Source organism: Hoeflea sp. IMCC20628, assembly GCF_001011155.1.
Classification (GTDB): domain Bacteria; phylum Pseudomonadota; class Alphaproteobacteria; order Rhizobiales; family Rhizobiaceae; genus Hoeflea.
The window spans coordinates 715,512-740,065 of sequence record NZ_CP011479.1; the positions used below are offsets into that span (position 1 = coordinate 715,512).

Annotated in this window: 25 protein-coding genes and 1 pseudogene; 14 read left to right on the top strand and 12 right to left on the bottom strand. The window is 59.5% G+C overall.

The window, feature by feature from the left end:
- Positions 1-36 precede the first annotated feature (36 nt).
- The 5 genes from IMCC20628_RS03360 to IMCC20628_RS03380 all read left to right on the top strand — a co-directional run bounded on the left by IMCC20628_RS03360 (position 37) and on the right by IMCC20628_RS03380 (position 5,539).
- Positions 37-1,905 carry an ABC transporter ATP-binding protein gene (locus IMCC20628_RS03360; protein ID WP_047029035.1) on the top strand — a complete coding sequence of 623 codons (1,869 nt, stop codon included), beginning with the start codon at positions 37-39 and terminating at the stop codon, positions 1,903-1,905.
- Positions 1,906-2,111: 206 nt separating this feature from the next.
- Positions 2,112-2,690, top strand: a complete 579-nt coding sequence (petA, locus tag IMCC20628_RS03365) for a ubiquinol-cytochrome c reductase iron-sulfur subunit (RefSeq protein ID WP_047029036.1) — start codon at positions 2,112-2,114, stop codon at positions 2,688-2,690.
- 14 nt (positions 2,691-2,704) lie between these two features.
- Complete coding sequence (locus tag IMCC20628_RS03370) at positions 2,705-4,006, top strand: cytochrome b N-terminal domain-containing protein (protein ID WP_047029037.1); 1,302 nt, start codon at positions 2,705-2,707, stop codon at positions 4,004-4,006.
- Between the two features lie 25 nt (positions 4,007-4,031).
- The gene (locus IMCC20628_RS03375) at positions 4,032-4,883 is read left to right on the top strand and encodes a cytochrome c1 (RefSeq protein WP_047029038.1); all 852 of its coding nucleotides are present in this window, start codon (positions 4,032-4,034) and stop codon (positions 4,881-4,883) included.
- Positions 4,884-4,996: 113 nt separating this feature from the next.
- Entirely contained in the window at positions 4,997-5,539 is a 543-nt protein-coding gene (locus tag IMCC20628_RS03380) for an adenine phosphoribosyltransferase (protein WP_047029039.1), read from the top strand.
- A 48-nt stretch (positions 5,540-5,587) separates the two neighbouring features.
- Here the strand turns inward: IMCC20628_RS03380 and IMCC20628_RS03385 are convergent, their stop codons facing one another.
- Together IMCC20628_RS03385 and IMCC20628_RS03390 are read right to left on the bottom strand one after the other, a co-directional pair.
- Positions 5,588-6,076, bottom strand: a complete 489-nt coding sequence (locus tag IMCC20628_RS03385; RefSeq protein WP_047029040.1) for a MaoC family dehydratase — start codon at positions 6,074-6,076, stop codon at positions 5,588-5,590.
- Positions 6,073-6,546, bottom strand: coding sequence for a MaoC family dehydratase (locus tag IMCC20628_RS03390; protein ID WP_047029041.1), 474 nt, complete (start codon positions 6,544-6,546; stop codon positions 6,073-6,075). The genes IMCC20628_RS03385 and IMCC20628_RS03390 overlap by 4 nt, the downstream gene beginning before the upstream one ends.
- Before the next feature lie 511 nt (positions 6,547-7,057).
- On the opposite strand from IMCC20628_RS03390, the gene IMCC20628_RS03395 reads away from it, so the two are divergent.
- The 5 genes from IMCC20628_RS03395 to IMCC20628_RS03415 all read left to right on the top strand — a co-directional run bounded on the left by IMCC20628_RS03395 (position 7,058) and on the right by IMCC20628_RS03415 (position 12,469).
- Positions 7,058-9,487, top strand: coding sequence for a TonB-dependent siderophore receptor (locus IMCC20628_RS03395; RefSeq protein WP_047032219.1), 2,430 nt, complete (start codon positions 7,058-7,060; stop codon positions 9,485-9,487).
- A 65-nt stretch (positions 9,488-9,552) separates the two neighbouring features.
- Complete coding sequence (locus IMCC20628_RS03400; RefSeq protein WP_047029042.1) at positions 9,553-10,236, top strand: Fe2+-dependent dioxygenase; 684 nt, start codon at positions 9,553-9,555, stop codon at positions 10,234-10,236.
- A gap of 3 nt (positions 10,237-10,239) precedes the next feature.
- On the top strand, positions 10,240-11,127 hold the full coding sequence (exbB, locus tag IMCC20628_RS03405) for a tonB-system energizer ExbB (RefSeq protein ID WP_052766277.1): 888 nt from the start codon (positions 10,240-10,242) through the stop codon (positions 11,125-11,127).
- Between the two features lie 5 nt (positions 11,128-11,132).
- Positions 11,133-11,627 (top strand): TonB system transport protein ExbD, encoded by a 495-nt coding sequence (exbD, locus tag IMCC20628_RS03410; protein ID WP_047029043.1) that lies wholly within the window; start codon positions 11,133-11,135, stop codon positions 11,625-11,627.
- Positions 11,624-12,469, top strand: a complete 846-nt coding sequence (locus IMCC20628_RS03415; RefSeq protein ID WP_047029044.1) for an energy transducer TonB — start codon at positions 11,624-11,626, stop codon at positions 12,467-12,469. The genes exbD and IMCC20628_RS03415 overlap by 4 nt, the downstream gene beginning before the upstream one ends.
- A 12-nt stretch (positions 12,470-12,481) precedes the next feature.
- On the opposite strand, the gene IMCC20628_RS03420 is transcribed toward IMCC20628_RS03415, so the two are convergent.
- Both IMCC20628_RS03420 and IMCC20628_RS03425 read right to left on the bottom strand, forming a co-directional pair.
- The gene (locus tag IMCC20628_RS03420) at positions 12,482-13,585 is read right to left on the bottom strand and encodes an alpha-hydroxy acid oxidase (protein ID WP_047029045.1); all 1,104 of its coding nucleotides are present in this window, start codon (positions 13,583-13,585) and stop codon (positions 12,482-12,484) included.
- Positions 13,582-13,725 (bottom strand): hemin uptake protein HemP, encoded by a 144-nt coding sequence (locus IMCC20628_RS03425; protein ID WP_245307871.1) that lies wholly within the window; start codon positions 13,723-13,725, stop codon positions 13,582-13,584. Before IMCC20628_RS03425 ends, IMCC20628_RS03420 begins: the two co-directional genes overlap by 4 nt.
- A gap of 375 nt (positions 13,726-14,100) precedes the next feature.
- Between IMCC20628_RS03425 and IMCC20628_RS03430 the strand changes: the two genes are divergently transcribed.
- Positions 14,101-14,307, top strand: a complete 207-nt coding sequence (locus IMCC20628_RS03430; RefSeq protein ID WP_047032221.1) for a DUF2892 domain-containing protein — start codon at positions 14,101-14,103, stop codon at positions 14,305-14,307.
- A gap of 69 nt (positions 14,308-14,376) precedes the next feature.
- Here IMCC20628_RS03430 and IMCC20628_RS03435 read toward each other — a convergent pair whose 3' ends face one another.
- Positions 14,377-15,036 (bottom strand): hypothetical protein, encoded by a 660-nt coding sequence (locus IMCC20628_RS03435; RefSeq protein WP_047029047.1) that lies wholly within the window; start codon positions 15,034-15,036, stop codon positions 14,377-14,379.
- Positions 15,037-15,147: 111 nt separating this feature from the next.
- Positions 15,148-16,251: a redox-regulated ATPase YchF gene (gene ychF, locus IMCC20628_RS03440; RefSeq protein WP_047029048.1), complete on the bottom strand. Its 1,104-nt coding sequence runs from the start codon at positions 16,249-16,251 to the stop codon at positions 15,148-15,150.
- Between the two features lie 152 nt (positions 16,252-16,403).
- Between ychF and IMCC20628_RS03445 the strand changes: the two genes are divergently transcribed.
- A complete protein-coding gene (locus tag IMCC20628_RS03445) occupies positions 16,404-16,778 on the top strand; it encodes a hypothetical protein (RefSeq protein ID WP_047029049.1) in 375 nt (124 codons plus the stop codon).
- Positions 16,779-16,807: 29 nt separating this feature from the next.
- Here IMCC20628_RS03445 and pth read toward each other — a convergent pair whose 3' ends face one another.
- Both pth and IMCC20628_RS03455 read right to left on the bottom strand, forming a co-directional pair.
- Positions 16,808-17,545 carry an aminoacyl-tRNA hydrolase gene (gene pth / locus IMCC20628_RS03450; RefSeq protein ID WP_047029050.1) on the bottom strand — a complete coding sequence of 246 codons (738 nt, stop codon included), beginning with the start codon at positions 17,543-17,545 and terminating at the stop codon, positions 16,808-16,810.
- 33 nt (positions 17,546-17,578) lie between these two features.
- On the bottom strand, positions 17,579-18,223 hold the full coding sequence (locus tag IMCC20628_RS03455; protein WP_047032222.1) for a 50S ribosomal protein L25/general stress protein Ctc: 645 nt from the start codon (positions 18,221-18,223) through the stop codon (positions 17,579-17,581).
- 329 nt (positions 18,224-18,552) lie between these two features.
- Between IMCC20628_RS03455 and IMCC20628_RS03460 the strand changes: the two genes are divergently transcribed.
- Positions 18,553-19,356, top strand: coding sequence for a chromate resistance protein ChrB domain-containing protein (locus IMCC20628_RS03460; RefSeq protein ID WP_052766278.1), 804 nt, complete (start codon positions 18,553-18,555; stop codon positions 19,354-19,356).
- Positions 19,353-20,669, top strand: coding sequence for a chromate efflux transporter (gene chrA, locus IMCC20628_RS03465; protein WP_047029052.1), 1,317 nt, complete (start codon positions 19,353-19,355; stop codon positions 20,667-20,669). Before IMCC20628_RS03460 ends, chrA begins: the two co-directional genes overlap by 4 nt.
- 13 nt (positions 20,670-20,682) lie before the next feature.
- Here the strand turns inward: chrA and IMCC20628_RS03470 are convergent, their stop codons facing one another.
- From IMCC20628_RS03470 to pgeF, 4 genes and pseudogenes are all read right to left on the bottom strand, one after another.
- Positions 20,683-21,615 carry a ribose-phosphate pyrophosphokinase gene (locus tag IMCC20628_RS03470; RefSeq protein WP_047029053.1) on the bottom strand — a complete coding sequence of 311 codons (933 nt, stop codon included), beginning with the start codon at positions 21,613-21,615 and terminating at the stop codon, positions 20,683-20,685.
- Between the two features lie 241 nt (positions 21,616-21,856).
- Positions 21,857-22,210: pseudogene (locus IMCC20628_RS25545) on the bottom strand (hypothetical protein); the annotation flags it as partial.
- Between the two features lie 366 nt (positions 22,211-22,576).
- Positions 22,577-23,731 (bottom strand): Xaa-Pro peptidase family protein, encoded by a 1,155-nt coding sequence (locus IMCC20628_RS03480; RefSeq protein ID WP_047029054.1) that lies wholly within the window; start codon positions 23,729-23,731, stop codon positions 22,577-22,579.
- Complete coding sequence (gene pgeF / locus IMCC20628_RS03485) at positions 23,715-24,533, bottom strand: peptidoglycan editing factor PgeF (RefSeq protein WP_047029055.1); 819 nt, start codon at positions 24,531-24,533, stop codon at positions 23,715-23,717. The genes IMCC20628_RS03480 and pgeF overlap by 17 nt, the downstream gene beginning before the upstream one ends.
- Between the last annotated feature and the right edge of the window lie 21 nt (positions 24,534-24,554).

Genomic DNA, 24,554 nt, shown 5'->3' on the forward strand with positions numbered 1-24,554 from the left:
ATTGCCAAACCGCAACTGCGCACTATTGTTGCACGCATGATCTTTCGTCCCGTCCTCGCCCTGTTCGAACGCTGGATCGATCCGTTTGTCCGGCGCTCGAGCTACCGGCCGCCGGCATCGACGCGGGCATTTCTGTGGCATTATGTCGGGCAGGCCAAGGGCGCTTTCGCCGCAATGCTGGCGTTGGGCGGTCTGGTGGCATTGCTCGAGGCGGCGCTGTTCTATTTCGTCGGACTGCTGGTCGATGTGCTGGATGCGGCCGAGCCAAGTGCTGGATGGGACGGGTTGATCGCGGCGCATGGCCCGACACTGGCGTTCATGCTGTTTGTCGTGATAGTGGCGCGTTTTCTGGTTGTCACCGTTGCCGCGCTGGTCGAGGAGCAAACAGTTGTTCCGGGTTTTTACAATCTGGTGCGCTGGCAGGCGCATGCGCATGTGTCGCGGCAGGATCTGGCGTTTTTCCAGAATGATTTTGCCGGCCGCATTGTCTCGAAAGTCTGGTCGGCGGGACAGGCCACCGGCGACTTCATGGTGTCGCTGCTGCAGGTGGTCTGGTTCATCCTGATCTACACCATCACCACCATGGCGCTGGTGGCGCAGCTTGACTGGAGACTGTCAGCGCTGGTGCTGGTGTGGATTGCAGCCTTCGGGGTGTTGGCCCGGTTCTTCGTGCCGCGCATAAGACGTTATGCCCGGGCCAATGCCGAGGCATCTGCCATGCTGACTGGACGCCTCACCGACAGCTATTCGAACATTCAGACACTCAAGCTCTATGCCCGTGAAGCCGACAATGACCGTTACATAAAGCAGGGGTTTGATCAGTTTATCGCCGCTATCATACCGTTCACCCGGCATCTGACCGGGGTGCGGGCCTCGCTGGCGGCGTTGTCGGGAATCATGATCGCGGCAATTGCCGGGTTTTCGATCAATCTGTGGCTGACCGGCGCGATCTCGGTCGGCTCGGTGGCGTTCACGCTGTCGCTGGTGCTCAGGCTCAACATGCTGCTGGGGCGGATGATGACGCAGCTCAATTCGCTGATGCGCAATCTCGGCACGGTGCAGAATTCGGCTGAACTTGTGGCGCGCCCGATCGGCTTGCGGGACAGTGACGGTGCGAAGGATCTTGCGGTTGATTCGGCTGGCATCCGTTTTGACCATGCGAGTTTCGGCTATGATCCCAGATTGCCGGTGATTGATGATCTTTCACTGACGATTGCGCCGGGAGAAAAGCTCGGTCTGGTCGGCCGCTCCGGCGCTGGCAAGTCGACATTCGTCAATTTGCTGCTCAGGTTTTACGATCTGAAATCGGGCCGGATCGAGATTGACGGTCAGAATATTGCCGATGTCAGGCAGGAATCGTTGCGCCAGGCCATCGGCATGGTCACCCAGGACACGTCGCTGCTGCATCGCTCCATCCGTGAAAACATCGTTTTCGGGCGCCCTGACGCAGATGATGCCGAGATTCTCGAGGCAGCGCGGACGGCTGAGGCGCTCGAATTCATCAATAATTTGTCGGATCAGCGTGGCCGTACCGGGCTCGACGCTCATGTCGGTGATCGCGGCGTCAAATTGTCAGGCGGGCAGCGCCAGCGAATCGCCATCGCCCGGGTCATGCTCAAGAACGCGCCTATTCTGGTGCTGGACGAGGCGACATCGGCACTCGATTCGGAAGTCGAAGCCGCCATTCAGGAAAACCTTGACGAGTTGATGGAAGGTAAAACCGTCATTGCCATTGCCCACAGGCTATCCACCATCGCCCGGATGGACCGTTTGGTGGTGATGGACAATGGCCGGATCATCGAGGCCGGCACCCATGCTGAATTGATCGCGCGGGGCGGGCTTTACGCCGATTTGTGGGCGCGGCAGTCGGGCGGATTCATCGGCATGGACGAAGCTGCGGAATAGCTGCGCAGTTTTCCCGCGACAATGTGCCCTTCTCCCATCGTCTGGTCTGGACTTATCCTTCCAACCCGCTTAGAAACCGCGCGATTGACAGAATTCCGCCGCATTGTCGGCATCGGCCGATTCCGCCTATAGCGGTATGGCCGAACCTGCTAACACCAGTGGGGCGGAATGCTGGTCCGGACGCAGCTTGAAGAGGACGTTGAGCCGTGAGTGAGCCAATGACACAAAGCGAAGGCGCGGGTGAACCCACCCGCCGCGATTTTCTTTACATCGCCACGGGGATGGCAGGCGTGGTCGGCGTGGGCAGTTTTGCCTGGCCGTTCATCGACCAGATGCGCCCCGACGCTTCGACGCTGGCAGCGTCCTCGATTGAAGTGAACGTTGAAAGCCTTGAGCCGGGCATGTCGTTGACGGTGAAATGGCGCGGCAAGCCCGTGTTCATTCGCAATCGCACCGATGCCGAAATCGAGGAAGCGAAATCCGTTGCGCTTGACGATCTCAAGGATCCCGACGCGCGCAACGCGAACATTGCCGCCGGCTCCGAGGCAACCGATGCCGATCGTTCAGCTGGCGAAGGCAAGGAAAACTGGCTGGTTATGATCGGCGTCTGCACCCATCTGGGCTGCATCCCGCTTGGTCAGGCCGGTGATTTCGGTGGCTGGTTCTGCCCATGCCACGGCTCGCACTACGACACAGCCGGCCGTATCCGCAAAGGTCCGGCGCCGGAAAACCTGCCAGTACCGGTGTTTTCCTTCGTGTCTGACAGCGTTATCAAAATCGGCTAAGGGGGCTTTAGACCATGAGCAGTGATCATTCGACTTATCAGCCCACCACCGGATTCGGAAAGTGGATGGATGCGCGCCTGCCGGTTACCCGGCTTGTGCATGACAGTTTCGTCTCCTACCCGGTGCCGCGGAACCTGAATTACGCCTACACCTTCGGCGGTATCCTGTCGGTGATGCTGATAGTGCAGCTGGTGACCGGCATCGTGCTGGCCATGCATTACGCCGCCGATTCTGGCCTCGCCTTCAACTCGGTCGAAAAGATCATGCGCGATGTCAATTCCGGCTGGCTGTTGCGTTACATGCACGCCAACGGCGCATCGTTCTTCTTTATCGCCGTGTATCTGCATATCGCACGCGGCATGTATTACGGCTCCTACAAGGCGCCGCGCGAAGTGCTGTGGATCCTCGGCGTCATCATCTTTGTGTTGATGATGGCAACCGGGTTCATGGGCTATGTGCTGCCATGGGGCCAGATGTCGTTCTGGGGGGCAACGGTGATCACCGGCTTCTTCACGGCGTTCCCGGGGATCGGCGAGCCGATCCAGCAATTGCTGCTGGGCGGCTTTGCGGTCGATAACCCGACGCTCAACCGCTTCTTCTCGCTGCACTATCTGCTGCCATTCATGATCGTCGGTGTTGTGATCCTGCATGTCTGGGCATTGCACGTCACCGGTCAGACCAACCCGACCGGCGTTGAAGTGAAGTCGAAGACGGACACGGTTGCGTTCACGCCCTATGCGACCATCAAGGATGGTCTGGCGATGAGCATCTTCCTGATGATCTTCGCCTACTTCATCTTCTTCATGCCGAACTTCCTCGGTCATGCTGACAACTACATCCCGGCGAACCCGTTGAAGACGCCGGCGCACATCGTTCCGGAATGGTACTATCTGCCGTTCTACGCGATCCTGCGCGCCATCACCTTCAACATCGGACCGATCGATTCCAAGCTTGGCGGCGTGCTGGCCATGTTCGGATCCATTGCAGTGCTGTTCGTGCTGCCTTGGCTCGATACCTCGAAGGTCCGCTCGGCAGTCTACCGCCCTTGGTACAAGCTGTTCTTCTGGCTCTTCGTCGCCAACGCGATCTTCCTGGGTTGGCTCGGTGCCAAGCCGGCGGAAGGCGCCTACACGGTCATGGCGCAGGTTTCGACGCTGTACTACTTCGCGTTCTTCCTGGTCATCCTGCCGGTGCTGGGGTTGATCGAAACGCCCAAGCGTCTGCCGAACTCCATCACCGAAGCCGTGCTTGCCAAAAATGGCGGCAGTGGCGGGGCTGCGTCGTCCGCGGCCGCCTCACCAGAAACACGCGGCTGAGCGGCGCGACGAAAGGAACTGAGATATGAAAAAGCTTATTGCAAGCATCGTTCCGCTCGCTTTGGCCGCCATCATTGGTGTCGGCTCGGCAGTTGCCTCGGAAGAGGAAGGCGGAACCCCGCATTACCCGATCCACCATCCGAAAGAGCAAAGCTGGTCTTTTGCCGGTCCCTTCGGGACTTTTGACAAGGGGCAGTTGCAGCGCGGCCTGAAGGTCTATGTCGAAGTCTGTTCGGCTTGCCACTCGATGGACCTTGTCCCCTTCCGCACCCTTGGTGCGCTTGGCTATTCCGAGGATCAGGTCAAAGCCTTCGCAGCTAACTATGAAGTCGAAGACGGGCCGAATGCCGATGGCGACATGTTTACGCGTACGGCCGTTGCTTCGGATCACTTCCCGTCGCCGTTCCCGAACGAGGAAGCAGCCGCGGCCTCCAATGGTGGTGCCGCCCCGCCTGACTTCTCGCTGCTGGCCAAGGCGCGCTATGTCGAACGCGGCTTCCCGCAGTTCATCTTGGATGTGTTCACCGGCTATAACGAGAGCGGCCCGAACTACATCTACTCGCTGCTGACCGGTTATGAAGAAGCGCCACACGGTCATGAAGTGGCTGAAGGTACCTATTACAACCCGTATTTCCTTGGCAGCTCTGAACTTGCAATGGCTCCGCCGCTGTCGGACGAGCAGGTCACCTATGATGACGGCGCACCGGAAACACTGGATCAATATTCCCATGACGTAGCCGCATTCATGATGTGGGCGGCCGAGCCGCACATGGAAGAGCGCAAGCGCACCGGGTTCATGGTGATCCTGTTCCTGGCGATCTTCTCCGCGCTGATGTACCTGACCAAGAAGGCCGTGTACTCCAACAAGGAGCACTAAGCCTCAGGGTTTGGAATAATCTGAATGCGCCGCCTCCGGGCGGCGTTTTCATGTCCGGCTTGCGCTGCGCCTTGCCTCGTCGCAAGGTGACATACACTCTGAGGACCACGTCCATGACCGATCTTGAAAACGAACTGCGCGCTGCCATACGCACGATTCCGGATTACCCCAAGCCGGGCATCCTGTTCCGCGACATCACCACACTGCTTGGTGCGCCGCGGGCTTTCCGGCGCTCGATTGATGAACTGGTGCATCCCTATGCCGGGCTTCAGGTCTCTAAAATTGCAGGCATAGAGGCGCGCGGCTTCATTCTCGGCGGCGCCATGGCGCACCAGTTGTCGGCAGGATTCGTGCCGATCCGCAAGAAGGGCAAGCTGCCGCATGACACTGTGCGGGTGGCCTACAGCCTTGAATATGGTGTCGATGAAATGGAAATGCACAGGGACGCGATCATGGAGGGCGAAAGCGTCATCCTGGTCGACGATCTGATCGCCACCGGCGGCACGGCGGAAGGTGCTGTCAAATTGCTGCGCCAGATGGGCGCCAACATCGTCGCGGCCTGCTTCGTCATCGACCTGCCGGATCTTGGCGGGCGCAAAAAGCTCGAAGATCTCGGCGTGCAGGTGCGCACGCTGGTCTCCTACGAAGGCCACTGAACCGATCTTTCAGGCTTAGTGGGGTTTCGTGTAGCGCTGCGTTTGCTGCTAGGTGTCGTCGCCTGCGACGGCAAACCTGATCAGCGCGGCTGAATCGAAACTCATCACCAGTTCACCATCCTTGTCGCAAGCCTCGGAGGTCAGTTCGAGGATCGACCAGCCCGGCCTTGAGGCGAGTGGCCTGGTTCCGCGAACGGTGCGGGAGTAGAAAATTTCGTCACCGGCAAAGACCGGTTTGAACCATCTGAGATTGCGGAAACCGGGGGAGGGGCCAAACTCGGGCAGGCTGCGGCCCTCGGCGTCGGCCAGTTTCGCCTCGGCGGCGTTGGATGCCAGGTTGAGCTTCATCCAGGTTGCGGCGGTGTGCCATCCCGATGCGCACAGGCCGCCGAAGATGCTGTCCTTGGCGGCTTCGGCGTCGATATGGAAGCGCTGCGGATCGAACTGGCGGGCAAAATCAATGATTGCCTCTGCAGTAAAGACATGGCTGCCCAATTCCCTGCGTGTGCCGGGTTCGAAGACTGGGTCAATGATCATGATTGGGCTGTCTCCGCGGTCCGAAGGTGTACCATCACCGGGTTCTCCGATTCCAGCACGGTATCGCCGTTCTGGTTTCTCAATTCATGGCGCAAGCTGACGATGCCGATCCCGGGCCGGGATTTGGATTCGCGGCTATCAAGGACTCTGGTTTCACCTGACAGCACGTCGCCCGCGAGAACCGGTCGCTTCCACTTGACGAAATCGATACCGGGAGCACCTTCGGCGGCGGTGCGCAGCAGATAGGAATCGGCCATCATCCGCATCATCATCGCACAGCTGTGCCAGCCCGATGCGGCCAGACCGCCAAGGATGGAATTGCGGCCGGCCTCAGCGTCGAGATGCATGGGTTGGGCGTCAAATTCCATCGCAAAGGCGATGATCTCGTCGGCGGAAACATGTTTTGGGCCAAGCGGGAACACAGTTCCAGGGCTCATGTCCTCGAAGTGGAGGAGGTCATCCTTGGGCATGGATTTCAGTCGCTTTCTTTTTGACGATTTGGCTCAACTTAGAGGGTTCGCTTTAGGTTTGAAAGGCTCACTTTGGGGCGATCGGGTTTGCAGCCTTTGCACAGGCCTGCGAAGGCTGTTCTGTATCCAATTTGCAACAGCAGGGCTGTGTTTTTACCTTGGTCGGAGTTTTGACGGTTAGGGAAATTCCTTGGAAAAAACATTTAAATCAATGGTTTGCCATGTTGTCGACTGGCTGACGCAACCATTTTTCTGCGCTGGCCCAACCGTCGTTCACGCTCCTGCACTTTACTTGACCAAAATAGTCAAGTATTAGGTCGATCATCGTAGCCCGCCAACTTTCCCTGTTTGAGGATTGTGAGCCAGCCAACCAATTTCTCCCTGCGGAATGTCCTTATGGGAGGCTCACCAATCGTTGCACATTCTAAATGGGGGATGGGACATGAAAGTCTCGCTCAGGGGCGAGCCGGATTCCGGCTGTCGTAAAAATTCACACTCGCAGATTTCAGACATGTTGAGCGCTACAGTGGCTACAGCCTGTTTTATCGCTGTGGGTACACATCACGCGCTGGCACAGGACGGCGAGACCATCGTGCTTCCGACCGTTGATGTCGAGACCACGCAACAAAGGCAGCCTGCAGCTGTTACCGCGGCGGCAAAGCAGGAAGCCGCAGCAGCAAGCAAGCGCGCTGCACAACGTGCCGCAGCCGCCAGCGCCAAGCGCCAGGCAGATGCGGCTGCCGCACGCGCCGCAGCACTGGAAGCTGCTAATCAGCGCGCCGAAGCCGAAGCCCGGGCAGCCGCCGAGGCTACTGCGAAGGCCAAGGAAATTGCACGGGGCAATCCCTATGCCGATCCCGACGCACCTTTCAAAAGCGACCGGTTGGCCAATTCCCGCTTGCCAGGCAGCATTGCCGATACGCCACGGACAGTAACGGCAATCGGCAAGGAAGTTCTGGAAGCCACCGGCATGACATCGGTTCGCGAAATTGCGCGCACCACACCGGGCATCTCGCTGGGTTTCGGCGAGGGCGGCAATTCCTTCGGCGACAACATCTATATCCGTGGCTTCAAGGCCAACAACGACCTCTATATCGATGGGGTCCGCGATTCCGGCATCAGCGTACATGAGACATTCAACACCGAGCAGATCGAAGTGATCAAAGGTCCAGCCGGAACAATCGGCGGGCGCGGCACAACCGGTGGTGCGCTTGATATCGTGTCAAAGAAGGCCAAGGACGTCTCGTTCTTCGAGGCTTCTTCGACGGTGACCAGCGCTAAAACCAAACGCGCCACGATCGATTTCAACCATGCTTTCAACGAGCAGATCCAGCTTCGCATCAACGCGCTGGTTCAGGATGGCAATGTCGCAGGCCGTGACAATGTCGAGGATGACCGGCGTGGCTTTGCCGCAGCGGTGACGATCAAGCCTACCGATCAGTTCACAATCGAGGCCGACGTCGCGCGCACGGTTATCAACCAGACGCCGGACTGGGGCGTTCCCTATGTGTCGGACAATGGCGGCCCTGTGCCCGAATTTGGGGTCGACCGTGCAACATTTTACGGAGTGGTCGGACGCGATTATCAGGACGTGACGCAGACCGTCGGGACTATCAAGACGATCTATGAACTGACCGACAGTCTCAAGCTGACAAACACGGCTCGTTACTCCCATTCGATCAATGATTACGTGCTCACCGCACCCAGCAGCCTGAACACCAACGGGTCGGACGACATCAACGACTGGCAGGTTGGCCTGAGTTTCAAGAGCCGATACCAGGTGACTGACGTGTTCGCCGACGTACTGGAATTGTCCGGCGAAAGCACATTGGGTGGCGTCACGCACACCTATGTGGCCGGTCTGAGCTACAGCGACGAGAAGGTGAACACGCGCGGCTATCAGAACCTGCAGAGCGAAGACTATCTGCCGCCGGCCGGACAACGCGGCTGTACGGTAAGTGCAGTCAACCCGAACCCGATCGCCGAAGGCTGCTGGTCAGGTGAAGCTCCGGTTCTGGGTGATTCAGCCACCATCACCAAGGTTCGCACGACATCGCTGTATGCGCTCGACACGATCGAACTGTCCGATCAGTGGCTGATCAATGGCGGTGTTCGCGTGGATTTCTATGACAACAAGCGCAGTACCGACACCACGGATCTGTCGCGCAAGGACACATTGTTCAACTGGAATGCCGGTGTCACCTACAAGCCGTGGGAAAACACCAGCCTGTATGCAGCCATTGCAAGCTCCTCAAATCCGTCCGGGCAGGAAATCGCCGCCGGTGGCAGCTTCTACGGCGGTCTCGATGACGGTGGCGCGATCCTGGCGCCCGAGCGCAACATGTCCTACGAAGCAGGGGTCAAGTACCAGTACAATGACCATCTGTTGCTGACGGCTGCCCTCTTCCATACGGTCAAGTCGAATGCGCGCGAGGATTTCGATCCTGACGGCCGTGGCGGTCCGCTGCCCACGCAGTATCTCGACACCATGAAATACTCCATGACGGGCATCGAAGTCGGCGTCTCAGGTAATCTGACCGACCGGATCGCCCTGTTCGGTGGCGCCGTCTTTATGGACAGCAATATCCTCGAAAGCTACGATGCAGACAATGTCGGCAAGGACATAGCCAATATTGCGCATCAGCAGTTCAGCCTTCTGGGCACCTATGCGTACAATGAAAAGCTGACGCTTGGGGCACGGGTGACCTATGCCGGTGGCAGAAAGCTCGGCGGGCCGGTGGCCAATGGCAACACCCTGCCGGACTACACGACCCTCGACCTGCTGGCGACGTACAAGTTCTCCGAACACGCGGAACTGCAGTTCAATGTCACCAATGTCACTGACGCGACCTACTACGACGCGGGTTACCGCTCCGGTTCGCCCTTCACCTATGTGGCGCCGGGCCGCGAGTTTTCGCTCAACCTGAAAGCCAAGTTCTAAGGCTTGCTACGACACAGCGTTCCGGGCGGCAGATCGTCCGGAACGCATTTTTATGGGATAGCCAGATGCTGATCACAATTCCCGATATCCTGAGCAAGGATGAGGTGCGCCATTTCCGTGAGGTGCTCGACACGGCCGAGTGGGAGTCTGGTTCGAAAACCGCCGGCGCCCAGTCTCAGTCGGTCAAGCAGAACCAGCAATTGCCGGTTTCCAGCGATGCTGCACTCAAGCTCGGTCAGTTCCTGCTGCAGAAACTCTCTGCAAGCCCGCTTTTTCTATCCGCGGCTCTGCCGCTCAGAATTCTGCCTCCGATGTTCAACCGTTATGAGGCGCAAGAGACTTTCGGGGTTCATGTCGACAATGCCATCCGCCTCAATCACCTGACGCAAGAGCGACTCAGAACAGACCTGTCGATGACGGTGTTTTTGAGCGAACCGGACGAATATGACGGCGGCGAACTGGTCGTCGAGGACCACTATGGCACGCAAGAGGTAAAGCTCGAAGCCGGTCACATGGTGCTTTACCCGTCGACCAGCCTTCACCAGGTGGTGCCGGTCAGTCGCGGCGCGCGGGTGTCTTCGTTTTTCTGGCTGCAAAGCATGATCCGCTCGGACGCGCATCGCAGCATGCTGTTCGATCTTGACCAGACGATCCAGTCTCTCGCCATGCGCCTGGATACGGGAGACAGCGAAGTCGTCCGCCTGACCGGCATTTACCACAACCTCATCCGCACATGGGCAGAGACCTGAACAATGAAGACGAAACTGATCCGATATGGTGTTTTGACCGCACTGGTGGTGCTGGCAGGAAGCGCGAATGCGCAGGATGCCGCCCAGCCCGCCGTTCAAGGTCAGTGGCTTGGCGCTCTTGCTGCCGGTGTTTCCGACTGGCTTCACCAGGCCGGCGAAGACGAGTTGAGCGCCATGGGCATGTTCATGGCCGCCGACTGGGTGGTCAAGGCGGTGATGATCTCGCTGGCCTTTGCATCGGTGCTGACATGGCTGATCTTCTTTGCAAAGACCACGGATCTGGTTTGGCAGCGCGCCAGGCTCAAGCGCAATTTCCGCCGGCTCGACGCGCATGGCAGCCTGCGCGGGGTGCAAGCGGTCTTTGCAAATGGCAAGGGGATTGTTGGCCGCATGGTGCATGCAGCCTTGCGTGAACGCGAGCGCAGCAGCGCAGGCGGACTGGACAAGACCGGCATCAAGGAACGCGTCTCCTCCGAGCTGTCACGGATCGAAGCCGGTGCGGCCAGGAGCATGATGTCGGGGACAGGCATTCTCGCCAATATCGGCTCGACTGCTCCCTTTGTCGGCCTGTTTGGAACCGTCTGGGGCATCATGAACTCCTTCATTTCGATTTCGGAGAGCAACACCACCAATCTGGCCGTCGTGGCGCCGGGGATTGCCGAAGCCTTGCTGGCAACAGCGATCGGCCTGGTGGCAGCTATACCGGCGGTTATCTTTTACAATCTGATTGCGCGCGGACTCGGCGGCTACAAGGTGATGCTGGCTGACGCCGGTGCGCTGGTCGAACGCACATTGTCGCGTGATCTCGATATGGCGGAGAAAGTATCGGGGAACGCAGCGGCTGCTGAGCCAACCGCGCTTGTGTCCGATCTTGCCGAGGCTGCGGAGTAAGGGCCATGGCTGGCAGAATTGCTGACGACGACGAACTGGCTGAAAACCACGACATCAACATCACACCTTTCATCGACGTGATGCTGGTGCTGCTGATCATCTTCATGATCGCAGCACCACTGTCGACGGTGGATATCCCGGTTGAACTGCCGGTGGCTGTCGCCGAGCCGCCACAGCGGCCGCTCAAGCCGGTGTTCATCACGATTGCCGAGGATCTAGCGTTGTCGGTCGGCGAGACCAGCACGACATTCGAGCGGCTTTACATCGATGTCGGCATTGCCACGCTGCAAAAGCGCGACACGCGGCTGTACATCCGCGCTGACAAGTCTGTGCCCTATGGAGAGTTCATCCGGGTGATGAACATCCTGCGCGCCGACGGGTTCCTGAAGATCGGACTGGTGGGGCTGGATGAAAGCGCATTGCCGCCGGAAGAGCAAAACTCGACCGGCAGCGGTGTAACTGCGCCTTCTGCTCCGGTTGCAACAGGGCAGCAGCCGTGAGCCTGATCTATCAGCGGTCGGCGTCAGGCATCTGGTTCTGGGCCTGCGCTGCGGTGGTCAGCGTCGGACTGCATGGCGGCTTGTCCTATCTGGCCTTGCGCGACCAGCCCTCCGTGATGATCGAACAGCCGGTGGATGCAGGCATTACCGGCGCCATCATGTTTGATCTCTCAGACCTGATTGCAGCGCCTGCGGACATGGCGGAAGACAGCGCCGAAGCGGTCGACTCTGCCGAGGCGCCGACTGTCACCGAAAGCCCTGAAGTCGTCGATCCGGCCAAGGCCGCGGAAGAGCCGATGCTCAGCCAGATTCCCTACAAGGTGGAGGACGACAGTCTGAAATTTGGTGTGGCCAGTCCGGAGCCCGCCGAGGACACAGAAGAGATCGCCCACGAGATCGCCACGGAGTACAAGCCGGAGGACGTCGAGCAGCCCAGCACCACCGGCGCCCAAGAAAGTGATGCTGCAGATGCATCAGTCGCGGCCGTCGCAGCCGAGGAAACTGCCGAGACCACCAAGGCGACGGGAGAAGGATTGACCGCGGAGCAGAAAGAGGAAGTGCGCCAATGGCAGCGCGATATCGTGCTCAGAATCAGCAAGGTCCGGAAATATCCGGCACTGGCGCGAGAGAAAAAGATCGAGGGGGAAGTGCGGGTCCGCTTCACGCTTGACCAGTATGGGACCATTCAGTCGTCAATGATCGAGACTTCTTCAGGCTCAGCAGTGCTTGATGAGGCGGCGCTTGCCGTCTTTGAGGAGATCGGCAAGCTGCCGACCCCGCCAAGCTATCTCGAAGGCGACAGCTTCACACTGCTGGCGCCGATCCGTTACTCGTTCCGGTAGTCAGTCTGGTCGTTAGATGGTGGCTGGCCGATAGATGATGTCTGGCGTGATGTCGTCCAATGTGCGGCATCCGGTCAGCATCATGGCGATCTCGAGTTCGTCGCGCAGCAGTCTGAGCACATGGCTGACACCGGCAGCACCGGCGACAGTCAGGCCGGCAATCACCGGGCGCCCGACAAGCACTGCTGAAGCCCCCAGCGCCAGCGCCTTCAGGACATCGGTGCCGCGCCGCACGCCGCCATCCATCAACACCGGAACAGCCCCGTCGATTGCCCTGACGATGGCAGGCAGCAATGTGATGGTGGCCGGCATGGTGTCGAGCACCCGGCCGCCATGGTTGGAGACGATGATGGCGCTGGCACCGGCTTCGACAGCCTGCCGCGCATCACCCGGGTGGACGATGCCTTTGACAATCACCGGCAGGGGTGAGTTCCGGCACAGCCATTCCACATCCGCCCATCCCGGTGCGACATCGGCGATGCGGTCAAAAAGGATCGATTCGCCTTGCTCCAGTGGCGCGAAGCGAGGGACGGGCATGTTTGCGAGATTGACCGCCGAGACTTCCACCGGAAGCCGGAAGCCTGTGCGGGTTTCGCGATCGCGGACACCCTGAACCGGGGCGTCGACTGTCAGCACGATTGCAGTGAAACCAAGCTCAGCCATTCGCTGCACAAGATCGAGATTGGCGGCGCGTGACGGACCCCAGTAAAGCTGAAACCAGCCGCAGCCAGCACTGGCAGCGCGGACCTCGGCAGCATCAATGCTGCTTTGCGCGCTCAGCACCATGGCTGTGTCCTGGGCGGCGGCTCCGATCGCCGTCGCCACTTCCCCATCGGGGTGAACCAGTTTCTGGTAAGCGACAGGCGCCACCAGAACCGGATGCGCCATAGGCTGGCCCAGCAGGGTCAGTTCGGTGGAGCCGCCGCGTACATCGCGCAGCACACGGGGCAGAAGCTCTATCGCTGAAAAGGCCTTCTGGTTGACCTCAAGCGTCAACTCATCAGCCGCGCCGCCGAAAAAATACGCAGCCCGGTCGGCGCTCAGCATGTGGCGGGCCTGGCTCTCGTAATCGCGCAAGGTTGGTTGCAATGCTGCAGATGTCTGTTCCGAGGTCATTTGTTGAGAATGAGCTTGCCCTGACGGGTGATGCGCAAGCGGTAGAGCGAGCCTTCATGGGATATGGTGATCTCCCGGCGGCTTCCAAACAATGTGCTTGAAGCAATTGCCTCGGCCGGGCCGTCTGGGTTCGGGGCCAAAGGAGGATCTGCCTGGGGTGCAGGCAGCTCTGATTGTGGAGGAACCGGCGCTTGGCTATCGGATTTACGCATGAATGATACTCGAACTGCTGCTGGATTCGCCCAGCCGCTCAGGCGGCGTGGAAGACGTCTCTAAAATACATGACAAAAATACTCATATTTATTTTTGACATACATGTCCACCGCTTAGGTGCGCATAAAGCCAAGTTCTTCCGATCGCAGGGCCTGCACAGAAACTGCCGATCACCAGGATTGGTTGCTGTTGTCTTCTGGCTCTCAGACGGGATTGATCCCTGTCAAAGCGCCGGCGCTTATATTGCGTACTGATGATGTATGCGTCGGCAGGATCGTCTGGCGCCGGAAAAGGAGCTCGAAATGTTCAAGTCAAATGTTGGCAGTGTCGACCGCGGAATCCGCATCCTTGCTGGATTGGTTCTGCTTGCGATGTTCTTTATCTACCAGGATGCTTCATGGCGCTATTTCACGCTGATCGGCATCATTCCACTGTTCACCGGCCTGTTCGGCACCTGCCCGCTCTATTCGATTTTCGGGCTGTCGACCTGCCCGATCAAGAAAACCTGACCGGCGGCTTTTCCGCTGCGTAGGGGCATAGGACCTGTGCATTTGCAGGTCCTTGCGCGCCCACCGCGGTTAAACCCATTGCGTCATGGGGATGAGCGTGAGCGCTGCCGACGCATTATGTTCACTGTGTCCGCCCAGCAGCACAAACCAGACATAGGGTACTGCGTAAGTCAGCACTGCCAAAGCCAGAATGGCGCGGATGATTTTTGCCTGGAACCGCCTCCACAGGATGACGATCAGGGTCAGTCCCAGAAGCAGCTCGATCACTGAAACGATATTGCCGTAATAGCGCGGATCCCAATAGGAAATTGGTGACACGAACCGCCATTGCGAGAACGGCACAAAATGGGCATGCCCGTCATTGACGTGAAACGGCAGATCCCCCAGCAGATGGGTGATCGCTGCCAGGGCAAACAGCGTCAGCACCGAGGAAAGCCCGGCGAGAACGAGTGGTCCGCGCGGCAGCAGCAAGCCCAGCAGAAGCAGCCCGGAAAACAGCGGCAGCGAGTTCATCCAGTCAATCGCGGTGAGCCAGGGCGGGTTGAAGTACCAGCTTGACCAGACTTCGGATTCAGGCGCGCCAATCAGTTTTGACCAGCCGAACATCACAAAGATGACTGCGTCGGGAAGAAGGGCCCCGGCGATGACAGCGGCATTGCCGACACGGTTCTCCCGGCCCGGCCGGGCAAGCAAGGCAGTGGCAAGCAATAAATGGGTCTGCGTGTTCATCGTGGGAACCTGAACCTGTATTCAAAATGGCGCAAGCGCACCAATCCCGATTACGCCAACAATGCCGTTAGCGTAATCCGGTTAATGGTCTGAAGCCGCAGAGATGGCTGCTCAGGTGTTGAAGCGGAAGTGGATGACGTCGCCGTCAAGAACCACGTATTCCTTGCCTTCATCGCGCGCCTTGCCGGCTTCCTTGGCAGGGACTTCTCCGCCGAGCGTCACATAGTCGTCATAGGCGATGGTGAAGGCGCGGATGAAGCCGCGTTCGAAATCGGTGTGGATGACGCCGGCGGCGGCCGGGGCCTTGGTGCCGCGCTCGATGGTCCAGGCGCGGGTTTCCTTGGGGCCGACGGTGAAATAGGTGATCAGGTCAAGCAGGCTGTAGCCGGCGCGGATCAGGCGATCAAGGCCTGCTTCTTCCAGTCCGAGCGCTGCAAGATATTCTTGGCTTTCCTCGTCCGGCAACTGCGCCACTTCGGATTCGATGGCCGCGGAAATGACGATGCTCTCGGCACCCTGTTCGGCTGCCATCTTGGCGACAGCCTCGGTGTGGGCATTGCCGTCGACTGCATCGGCTTCAGAGACGTTGCAGACATAAAGCACCGGGTGCGCGGTCAGAAGGTTGAGGCCCCTGAGGATCTCCAGGTCTTCGTCGGCCAGTCCCTTGAGCATGGTGCGGACCGGCTTGCCCTCCTGCAGCAGCTTCAGCGAAGCTTCCATCATCGGCAGCACCGTCATCGATTCCTTGTCCTTGGAGGCGGCGCGCTTGCGGGTCTGCTCGGTGCGGCGCTCGAGGCTCTCGAGGTCGGAGATCATCAGCTCGGTTTCGATGGTGTCGGCATCGCTGACCGGGTCAATGCGACCCTCGACATGGGTGATGTCGTCATCTTCAAAGCAGCGCAGCACGTGAACGATGGCGTCGACTTCGCGGATATTGGCCAAAAACTTGTTGCCCAGGCCTTCACCCTTGGAGGCGCCGCGGACAAGGCCGGCAATATCGACGAAGGCGATGCGGGTCGGGATGATCTCTTTCGACCCGGCCACTTCGGCGAGCTTGCGCATACGCGGATCGGGTACGGCAACTTCACCGGTGTTGGGCTCAATGGTGCAGAACGGATAGTTGGCCGCCTGCGCGGCAGCCGTCCGTGTCAGTGCGTTGAACAGTGTGGACTTGCCGACATTAGGCAGCCCGACGATGCCGCATTTGAAACCCATGGAATTGCTCGTCTCGTGTCTGAAAGGGGAATTGCCGCAGGCTATGCGGGAAAGGGCCGCCAGGGTCAAGTGCCGCTCGCAATTGTCAGGATCAACATGATGGAAAGGTTCTTGTGCAACCTTGTTGTTTGTCCAATCCGGGAGTGACCGTCATGGAAACCGAACTTGCCACCTGGCATTTTGCAGTCGCGGGAGTGATTTTCGCGATTCTTGGCGTGCTTGCCCACACTGTCCGGGCGGTGTTCAACGTGTTTCCCGACAAGATTTCTGATACCCCGACAGTCAATATCCTGGTGTCAGGCGGTTACAGCTGGGGCGATTATCTCTGGGGTGTCGAGTTTGATGATGCGGGATATTATCGCCTCGACAGCCTGAAGAACCTGCGACTGTCGGTTACATTTATGGTCTTTGGCGGTCTTGGCGTCATGGTACTGGTCGACGGGGCCGGACTGGGTATAGCAACGCTGATCGAAGCCGGAATTCGCGGCTTTGTCGATCTGTTCTGGCAGCGCATTGCCGAATTGTGATCCAGGCTGAAGCGTTCCGGCCCGGCTGGTCAGTCCTTGTTGCCGAACAGTTTTTTCAACATATCGGCCATCGGGCCTGATGTTGGCAGTATTTTTGGCTGTGCGGAGTTGTGCGCCTGGCGGATGTGGGATTTTGCTGTTGGAGCCGGCTTTGTGCCAGCGGCGTCAGCTTTTGCCGGTTTGGCAGGCTTGGGTGTCGCCGTGCCGGTAACCATCGCAAATTTGTTGAGAAAGCCTGCGTCATCGCCACTGGCGATCAGGTCCGCATGGTCGGCAATGGCATCGAGCAGCGGCTGCAGCCATTCCTGATCCGACTTGGCGAAATCGCCCAGCACATGCGGATTGACGCGGTCCTTGTGCCCGGGATGGCCGATGCCGATCCTGAGCCGCTTGTAGTCCTTGCCGCAATGGGCGTCGATGGATTTGAGCCCGTTATGGCCGCCATTGCCGCCACCGGTCTTGAGCTTGAGCTTGCCCGGGGCAAGATCGAGTTCGTCATGCATGACGATGATGTCGGCAGGCGAGAGCTTGTAGAACCGCATGGCTTCGCCGACGCTGTCGCCCGACAGGTTCATGAAGGTCATCGGTTTGAGCAGCAGCACTTTGTCGCCGGCAAGGGTGCCTTCGGCGATTTCACCGCGGAATTTTTTCGAAAATCCGGAAAACGAATGGCGGCGGGCAATTGCGTCCGCCGCCATAAATCCGACATTGTGCCGGTTCCTGGCGTATTGGGGTCCGGGATTTCCAAGGCCTACGATCAGCAACATGGAGCCTGTTCCTCAATAATGTGCCAGGACAGCTTATTCTTCGCTGTCGCCTTCAGCTGCATCTTCAGCAGCATCGTCGTCGCCAGCGGCATTGTCGTCGCTCTTCAGGCCGGCTGGCGATGCAATCGTTGCGATGGTGAAATCGCGATCGGTGATCGTCGGCTCGACGCCTTCAGGCAGCGTGACATGCGAGATGTGAATGCCGTCGCCGATTTCGAGACCGGTAAGGTCAACGTGGATCGAATCCGGAATCGCATTGGCCGGGCAGTGGAACTCGACCGTGTGACGCACGACGTTGAGAACGCCGCCGCGCTTGAGGCCGGGGGACTTCTCTTCGTTTGCGAAGTGAACCGGAACATCCACAGTCACCTGGGTGTTCTTCGACACGCGCAGGAAATCGACGTGCAAGATGAAATCGCGCACCGGATCAAGCTGAATGTCCTTGGGCAGCACGCTGTACTTCTTGCCTTCGACCTCAATGGTCGCAAGCGTGGTGAAGAAACCGCCCGCATGCATCTTCTTGGTGATTTCATTGCGCGAGAGCGCGATGGAAACCGGGTCTTTCTTGTCACCATAGATGACAGCGGGAATCAAACCGTTGCGGCGAAGTTCACGGGCGGACCCCTTACCAACCCGTTCGCGCGCCTCGGCCTTTAGCTCATATGCAACTTTGCTCATGGCAAGTCCTTTCGAGGTTCTAATCTGGGGCTGTTTTATGGTGACCGGCTTGTGCTGGTCCCAAAAAACATCAAGCGCCGTTGCCGGCGCCTCATCCGCGTTGCCTCCAAGGGTGTCTGCACGGACGTCGCCGCTATAGCCGAGCAACCGCGCGATTGCAAGCTTTTGAGCCGGTATACTGATGCCGACTTGCCGGGCAGGGATCGATGGCCTAAAGCTGGCGTCACGGGGTTACGGGTGGACTCCCCGGTGCAGGCGAAAGCCCAAGCTCCGCCCTTCGTATTTATGCGAAGGGGACATCCATTTCCAAATCCATCTCGGCACAAGAATTGTCCATACTCTCCGGCACCAGCAACTGGCCAACCGTGGTTGCTGCGACCCGCTGTTTCAAATTTGAAGAAGAGGCGCGCTCCATTGCCGGTTCGGTGTGGCGCGACCACATGCAAACCCAAGCCTGGGGCCCGGACCTGGGCAAGCTCGGCAAGCCGATCGTGGTCTATTGCCTGCACGGTCACAATGTCAGCCAGCTGGCGGTGGCGCGGTTGCGGGCCCAGGGTTTTGACGCGCGGCATCTTGAAGGCGGTATCGACGCCTACGAGGAACTTGGCGGGCTGGTGCTCAAACAGCGAGGGCCGGAGGTGCCGTTGCTGCTGCCGCAGCCGACACGGTGGATTAGCAGCGGAAGGCCCGGGATCGATGGCCTCGGCTTTGCATGGCTGGTGCGCCGGTTCATTGATCCATTGGCGGAGTTTCACTTTGTCGAAGCCGAATGGGTGGCCGATATCGCCGCGGAGATGGGCGCGATTGCCTTTGATGTCGAGGGTGCTGATTACGGCTGTCACGGTGCGAATTGTGAGCGTGGCAGTGTCGATGCCTTGCTCGAGTCGTTTGCGATCACAGACCCGGCCTTGCAATATCTGGCCCGCATCATCAGCGGTGCGGAGAGCTCCCAATTGGAGCTTGAGCCGCAATCGGCCGGGCTTTTGGCGATTTTGGCTGGATTGTCATCCTTGCAAGATGATGATCTGGCAATGCTCGAACAAGCCATGCTGATATATGACGCGCTGTTTGCCTGGTGCCGTCATGTCAGCCATCAGAGCCACAGCCCGGCTTCGGAAAGAGTTGCCTCATGAGTTTCATATCTTCTCCCTCGTGGACCGAGATGTTTCGCGTCTTTGGCCGCATCGGACTGTTGTCCTTCGGCGGTCCGGCCGGGCAGATCGCGCTGATGCACCGCGAACTGGTCGAGGAACGCAACTGGCTGGATGAGCCACGGTTTCTGCATGCGCTGAATTTCTGCATGCTGTTGCCGGGACCTGAGGCCATGCAACTGGCGACCTATTCGGGCTGGTTGCTGCGCGGGGTTCGCGGCGGATTGCTGGCGGGGCTGTTGTTCATTCTGCCCGGTTTCGCTGTGATCATGGCGCTGTCGGCTGTCTATTTTCACTATGGTGACCTGCCGGTGGTGGCTGGTGTTCTGTTCGGGCTCAAGGCGGCGGTGCTGGCCATTGTCGTCGAAGCGCTGCTCAGAGTGTCGAAACGGGCGCTCAAGACCCGGTTTGCCTGGGTGCTGGCGGTTTTCGCCTTCGTTGCCATTGCATTCCTCAAACTGCCGTTCCCGCTGATTGTTCTGGGGGCGGGCGTCATTGGCATCCTCGCGTCAATCATGGGCCGTACAAAGCAAGATGGCATGGCGGCTGAAGACAATGGGGACCGGGCGGTGAAGCTGCCGGGCCTCACCGGGCCGACCTTGCGGACACTTGCAGTCTGGGGAGCGATCTGGCTCGCGCCGCTGGCCTTGCTGCTGATTTTGCCCGGCGTGCCCGAGACCTTTGCCGCGATGGCGCTGTTTTTCTCCAATGCGGCCATTGTCACCTTCGGCGGCGCCTATGCGGTGCTTGCCTATGTCGGTCAGCAAGCGGTCGAGGTGCATGGCTGGCTGGTGCCGGGGGACATGCTGGCCGGGCTGGGACTGGCGGAAACCACACCGGGGCCGCTGATTTTGGTGCTGGTGTTTGTCGGGTTTCTCGGCGGGGCGCGGGAGGCCGGTCTGGATCCAATGACCGGCGGGCTGCTCGGTGGATCGCTGGCGCTGTTTTTCACCTTCGCGCCGTGCTTTCTGTGGATCTTCGCAGGTGCGCCGCATATCGAGCGGTTGCGCTCGGTCAGATGGCTGTCAGCCGGATTGTCGGCGATCACAGCGGCCGTGGTCGGGGTGATCTCAAATCTGGCGGTCTGGTTTGCGCTGCACGTGCTGTTCGGGAATGTGGGGGAGGTGGAGTTCGGACCGCTTGTGCTGCCGGTGCCCGATCTTTCCAGCCTGAACGCCGCCGCTCTCGCCATCGCGCTTGGGGCGGGCGTGGCTTTGCTGCGCTTTCATCTCAATCTGTTTCTGGTTCTCGGAGCCGCGACGCTTGCAGGCATCGCGGTCATTCTGATCGCCTGAATGGCGGTCGGTGTCAGTCGAACAGGCTCGACACCGACTGTTCAGCCGCGGTGCGGTTGATGGCTTCGCCGATCAGCGATGCGGTCGAAATCACCCGGATGTTCGGCGCGGTCTGGATCGCCTGAGTCGGCTGGATCGAGTCGGTGATCACCAGTTCCTTGAGTTTTGACGACGACACGCGCGCCACTGCACCGCCCGACAAGACGCCGTGGGTGATATAGGCGGTGACCGATTTGGCGCCATTGTTGAGCAGTGCTTCGGCAGCATTGCACAGGGTGCCGCCGGAATCGACGATATCGTCGATCAGCATGCAGTCCTTGCCTTCCACTTCACCGATGATGTTCATCACTTCGGATTCGCCGGGCCGGTCTCGGCGCTTGTCGACGATCGCCAGCATGGCGCCCAGCCGTTTGCCGAGCGCACGGGCGCGGACCACGCCGCCGACATCGGGAGAGACGACGACGACATTTTCCAGCTCGTATTTGGCCTTGATGTCGCGGGCAATCACCGGAATGGCGAACAGGTTGTCGGTCGGGATATCGAAGAAACCCTGGATCTGGCCGGCGTGAAGATCAAGCGTCAGCACCCGGTCGGCGCCGGCCTCGGTGATCAGATTGGCCACAAGCTTGGCCGAGATCGGCGTGCGGCCTGATGCGCGCCGGTCCTGGCGGGCATAGCCGAAATAGGGAAGCACTGCCGTGATCCGCCGTGCTGACGAACGCCGGAAGGCGTCGATCATGATCAGCAGTTCCATCAGGTGGTCATTGGTCGGATAAGAGGTGGACTGGAGAATGAAAACATCCTCGCCACGCACATTTTCCTGGATTTCGACAAAGATCTCCTGATCGGCGAAGCGCCTGACGCTTGCCTTGCCCAACGGCACATTGAGATAATTGCAAATGGATTCCGCCAAACGTCGGTTCGAGTTTCCTGCGAAAACCTTCATTTGGGACCGCCTGTTTTTTTCGGCCGCGTCACGCCATGTGCAGGGTCGCTCATGGGGACGGGGCGCCAACCCGTTGGTTCGCGTTTTAGCGGGGCGTCCGGTGATTGCAAGCACCCATCCGTCAAGCGCGCAATTTTTCTGTTAATTGGAACGGATTTTGGTCGGCAAACCCTTGAGCCGAAGCATTGGCTACAGCTTTGGATCGCAAGTGCCGGTCATGCCTATTGCAGGTGGTTCTGTTTCAAAGACCGCGCCAGGCCGTGTAATCTGCCAGGGAACGGGCGGCGACTCGCTCCATCACGTCTGCGGGCACGGATGCCCATGGATCGCCGGCGCCGCCAGGGAAGCTCTCCTGGCCTTGAATGCGATGCAATCGCGCTCCGGTGGTGTCAAGGACGTCCCAAACGTAAAACACGGTTGTCTGGCCGTCGAAATTGTCCGCCGAGAAATATCCCTTCAGGACATGATCGCCGCCATTATCGGATGCGCTCAGGATCGCGAGGCCGCGATTGCGCGCCTCGACAGCCAATTGCCGCGACAAGGGCGTGACGGCATTCACAGGCGCTCCAATGACGGGCATGAAGCGGATGCGGCCGCGCACTTGCCCGCCAGCGAGTGAAACCGGTGCCTGTGCCGCCGGATCTGCCGGGGTTTGTGATCCCGCCACCGAGCCTGGCGCGTTTGCAAACACCTCAGTGGTGGCAGAGGATGAAAGCCCGGCGTTTTCAGACGAGGCCTGCTGATCTCCGGGAATCGGCTGAAGGGTCTGCTCTGTGCTGTTGCAACCGGCAACCGCAATGGCCAATGCGCATAAAGCGCCGATAATTTTGATGCCTTGCATCATGATCCCCGCCGTTTCCCCCTTTGTTATGAAATCCCGAAGGCAAGCCTGTCAATCTTTACCGGTTCTGCTGCGGGTTCAAGCACAAGCCGGACCGGCAAGATTGGACGGGTTTGCCCGCTATGGCGCAATGATCAGGTCGAGGGATTTGGCAGACAGTGATTCCGGTGCGTCGGCTGTGGTCAGGTAGGTTTGCCCCAGTGTCATGGCTGTGCCTGCCTCGGAATCCATGATGATCATGTGCACGAACAGTGTCATGTCAGGCTCGATCTCGCGTGGATTTCCGGCATGGAACATCTGGTGCTCCATCCAGCTTGGCGTAAACCGCGCGCCCAGCGAGTAGCCGCAGGCATTGAGCCGGTGCCGTGTCAGACCACGCGCATCCATGACTTCGGCATGGGCGTCAAACACCTGGCCGAATGTGTGGCCCGGCCTGAGGATCGCCGTGATGGCGTCGAGCGCCTCGCGGCAGGCTTCGTAGAGTTCGATGTGGCGCAAGGTCGGTTCGCCGATAATCACCGTCCGCATCATGGCGACGTGGTAATGGGCAAAGGTTCCCGCCCATTCCAGCGTCAGCTGGTCATCAGTGGCCAATTGCCTGCGTCCGGCCTTGTACCTGCACAAAAGCGCATCCTCGCCCGAGCCGATGATGAACTCGTTGGCCGGGTAGTCGCCGCCACCGGAAAACACCGCGCCCTGCATGGCCGCCAGGATATCGGCCTCGTCGGCGCCGGGCTTGATAAGCGGCAGGGCTGCGTCGAGCGCTGCATCGGCGAGGCTTGCCGCCCGCCTTACATGAACGATTTCCGCCGGGCTCTTGATCAGCCGCAACCGGCTGACCAGGTAGGATTCATCCACCAGTTCGGCGAAGCTCTGCAACTGGTTGTCGAGCTTGCGGCAGTTGGCGCCGGTCAGGCCGTGGGTGTCGTATTCCACGCCGATGCGCTCGCCGAGCAGATCGAGATCGGATAGCAGGTTTTTCAGATCCAGCGCCGGATCGGCGTTGGTCCTGTCAGTCCAGACCACGATGTTTTCGATGATCGACGTCTGCCGGGCCTGCCGCAGGTCGGCCGAGCGGGTAAGCAGGGTCATCGAGCCGTCGGCCTTGACCACCAGGCACTGGAAAAAGCAAAAACCGAAGGTATCGTAGCCGGTCAACCAGTACATGCTCTCCTGGGCGAACAGCAGCATGGCATCGAGTTTTTCCGCCCGCATGCTGGCCTTGAGCTTTTCCAGACGGGCGGCGTATTCCTCGCGTTCAAAATGCAGGGCCATGGGCGTCCTCCTTGATGGCGATGGCGGAGATTTGTCGTCCGTAATCGGGTTCATTGCGATGGGTGGCTCGCCGATAGGAGTACCAGGCGGCTTCATCGGCATAGGTGCAGTCTTCGAGCATCGTGGCGTTCAGCCCTGCGGCGCGCAGCCTGTCGAGGGTAAATTGCCTCAGGTCAAACAGCGCGTGGCCGGGTTTGCCGGATGGCTGAAAATAGATGTCATGTGCGGGATCGTGATTGAGAAACCGGTCGACGAATTCCGGACCGACCTCGTAATTGGGCTGGCTGATTGACGGGCCCAGCACGGCCACTATCCGGTCGGGCTTTGCGCCAAGATTTTCCATCGCTATGACGGTGCTTTCCAGAACGCCGTCAAAAGCGCCTCGCCAGCCGGCATGCGCCGCACCGATGACACCGGCGTCCGGATCGGCAAACAGCACCGGTCCGCAATCGGCGGTCAGGACTCCCAGAACCAGGCCGGGAGTCTTGGTCACCAGTGCGTCGGCTTGCGGCCGTTCGGCGCGGTTTTCAGCGGTTGCTATGTGAACCCGTGGCGAATGAACCTGATGCACTGTGACCAGACGATCGGGATCAAGGTCGAACCAGCCACTGACACGCGCCCGGTTTTCCTCGACATGGGCGCGGTTGTCTTTGGAGCCGAGCCCGACATTCAAACCACGATAAAACCCTTCGGATACGCCACCGGCGCGGCTGAAGAACCCGTGCGAGATTCGGTTGTCTGAGGAAGCGCCATCCAAAAGCGCGCTCCGCACCGGATTTGGTGCGCGGCGGTCAACCGTCATGATCTGGTCCTCCCTGGGCCC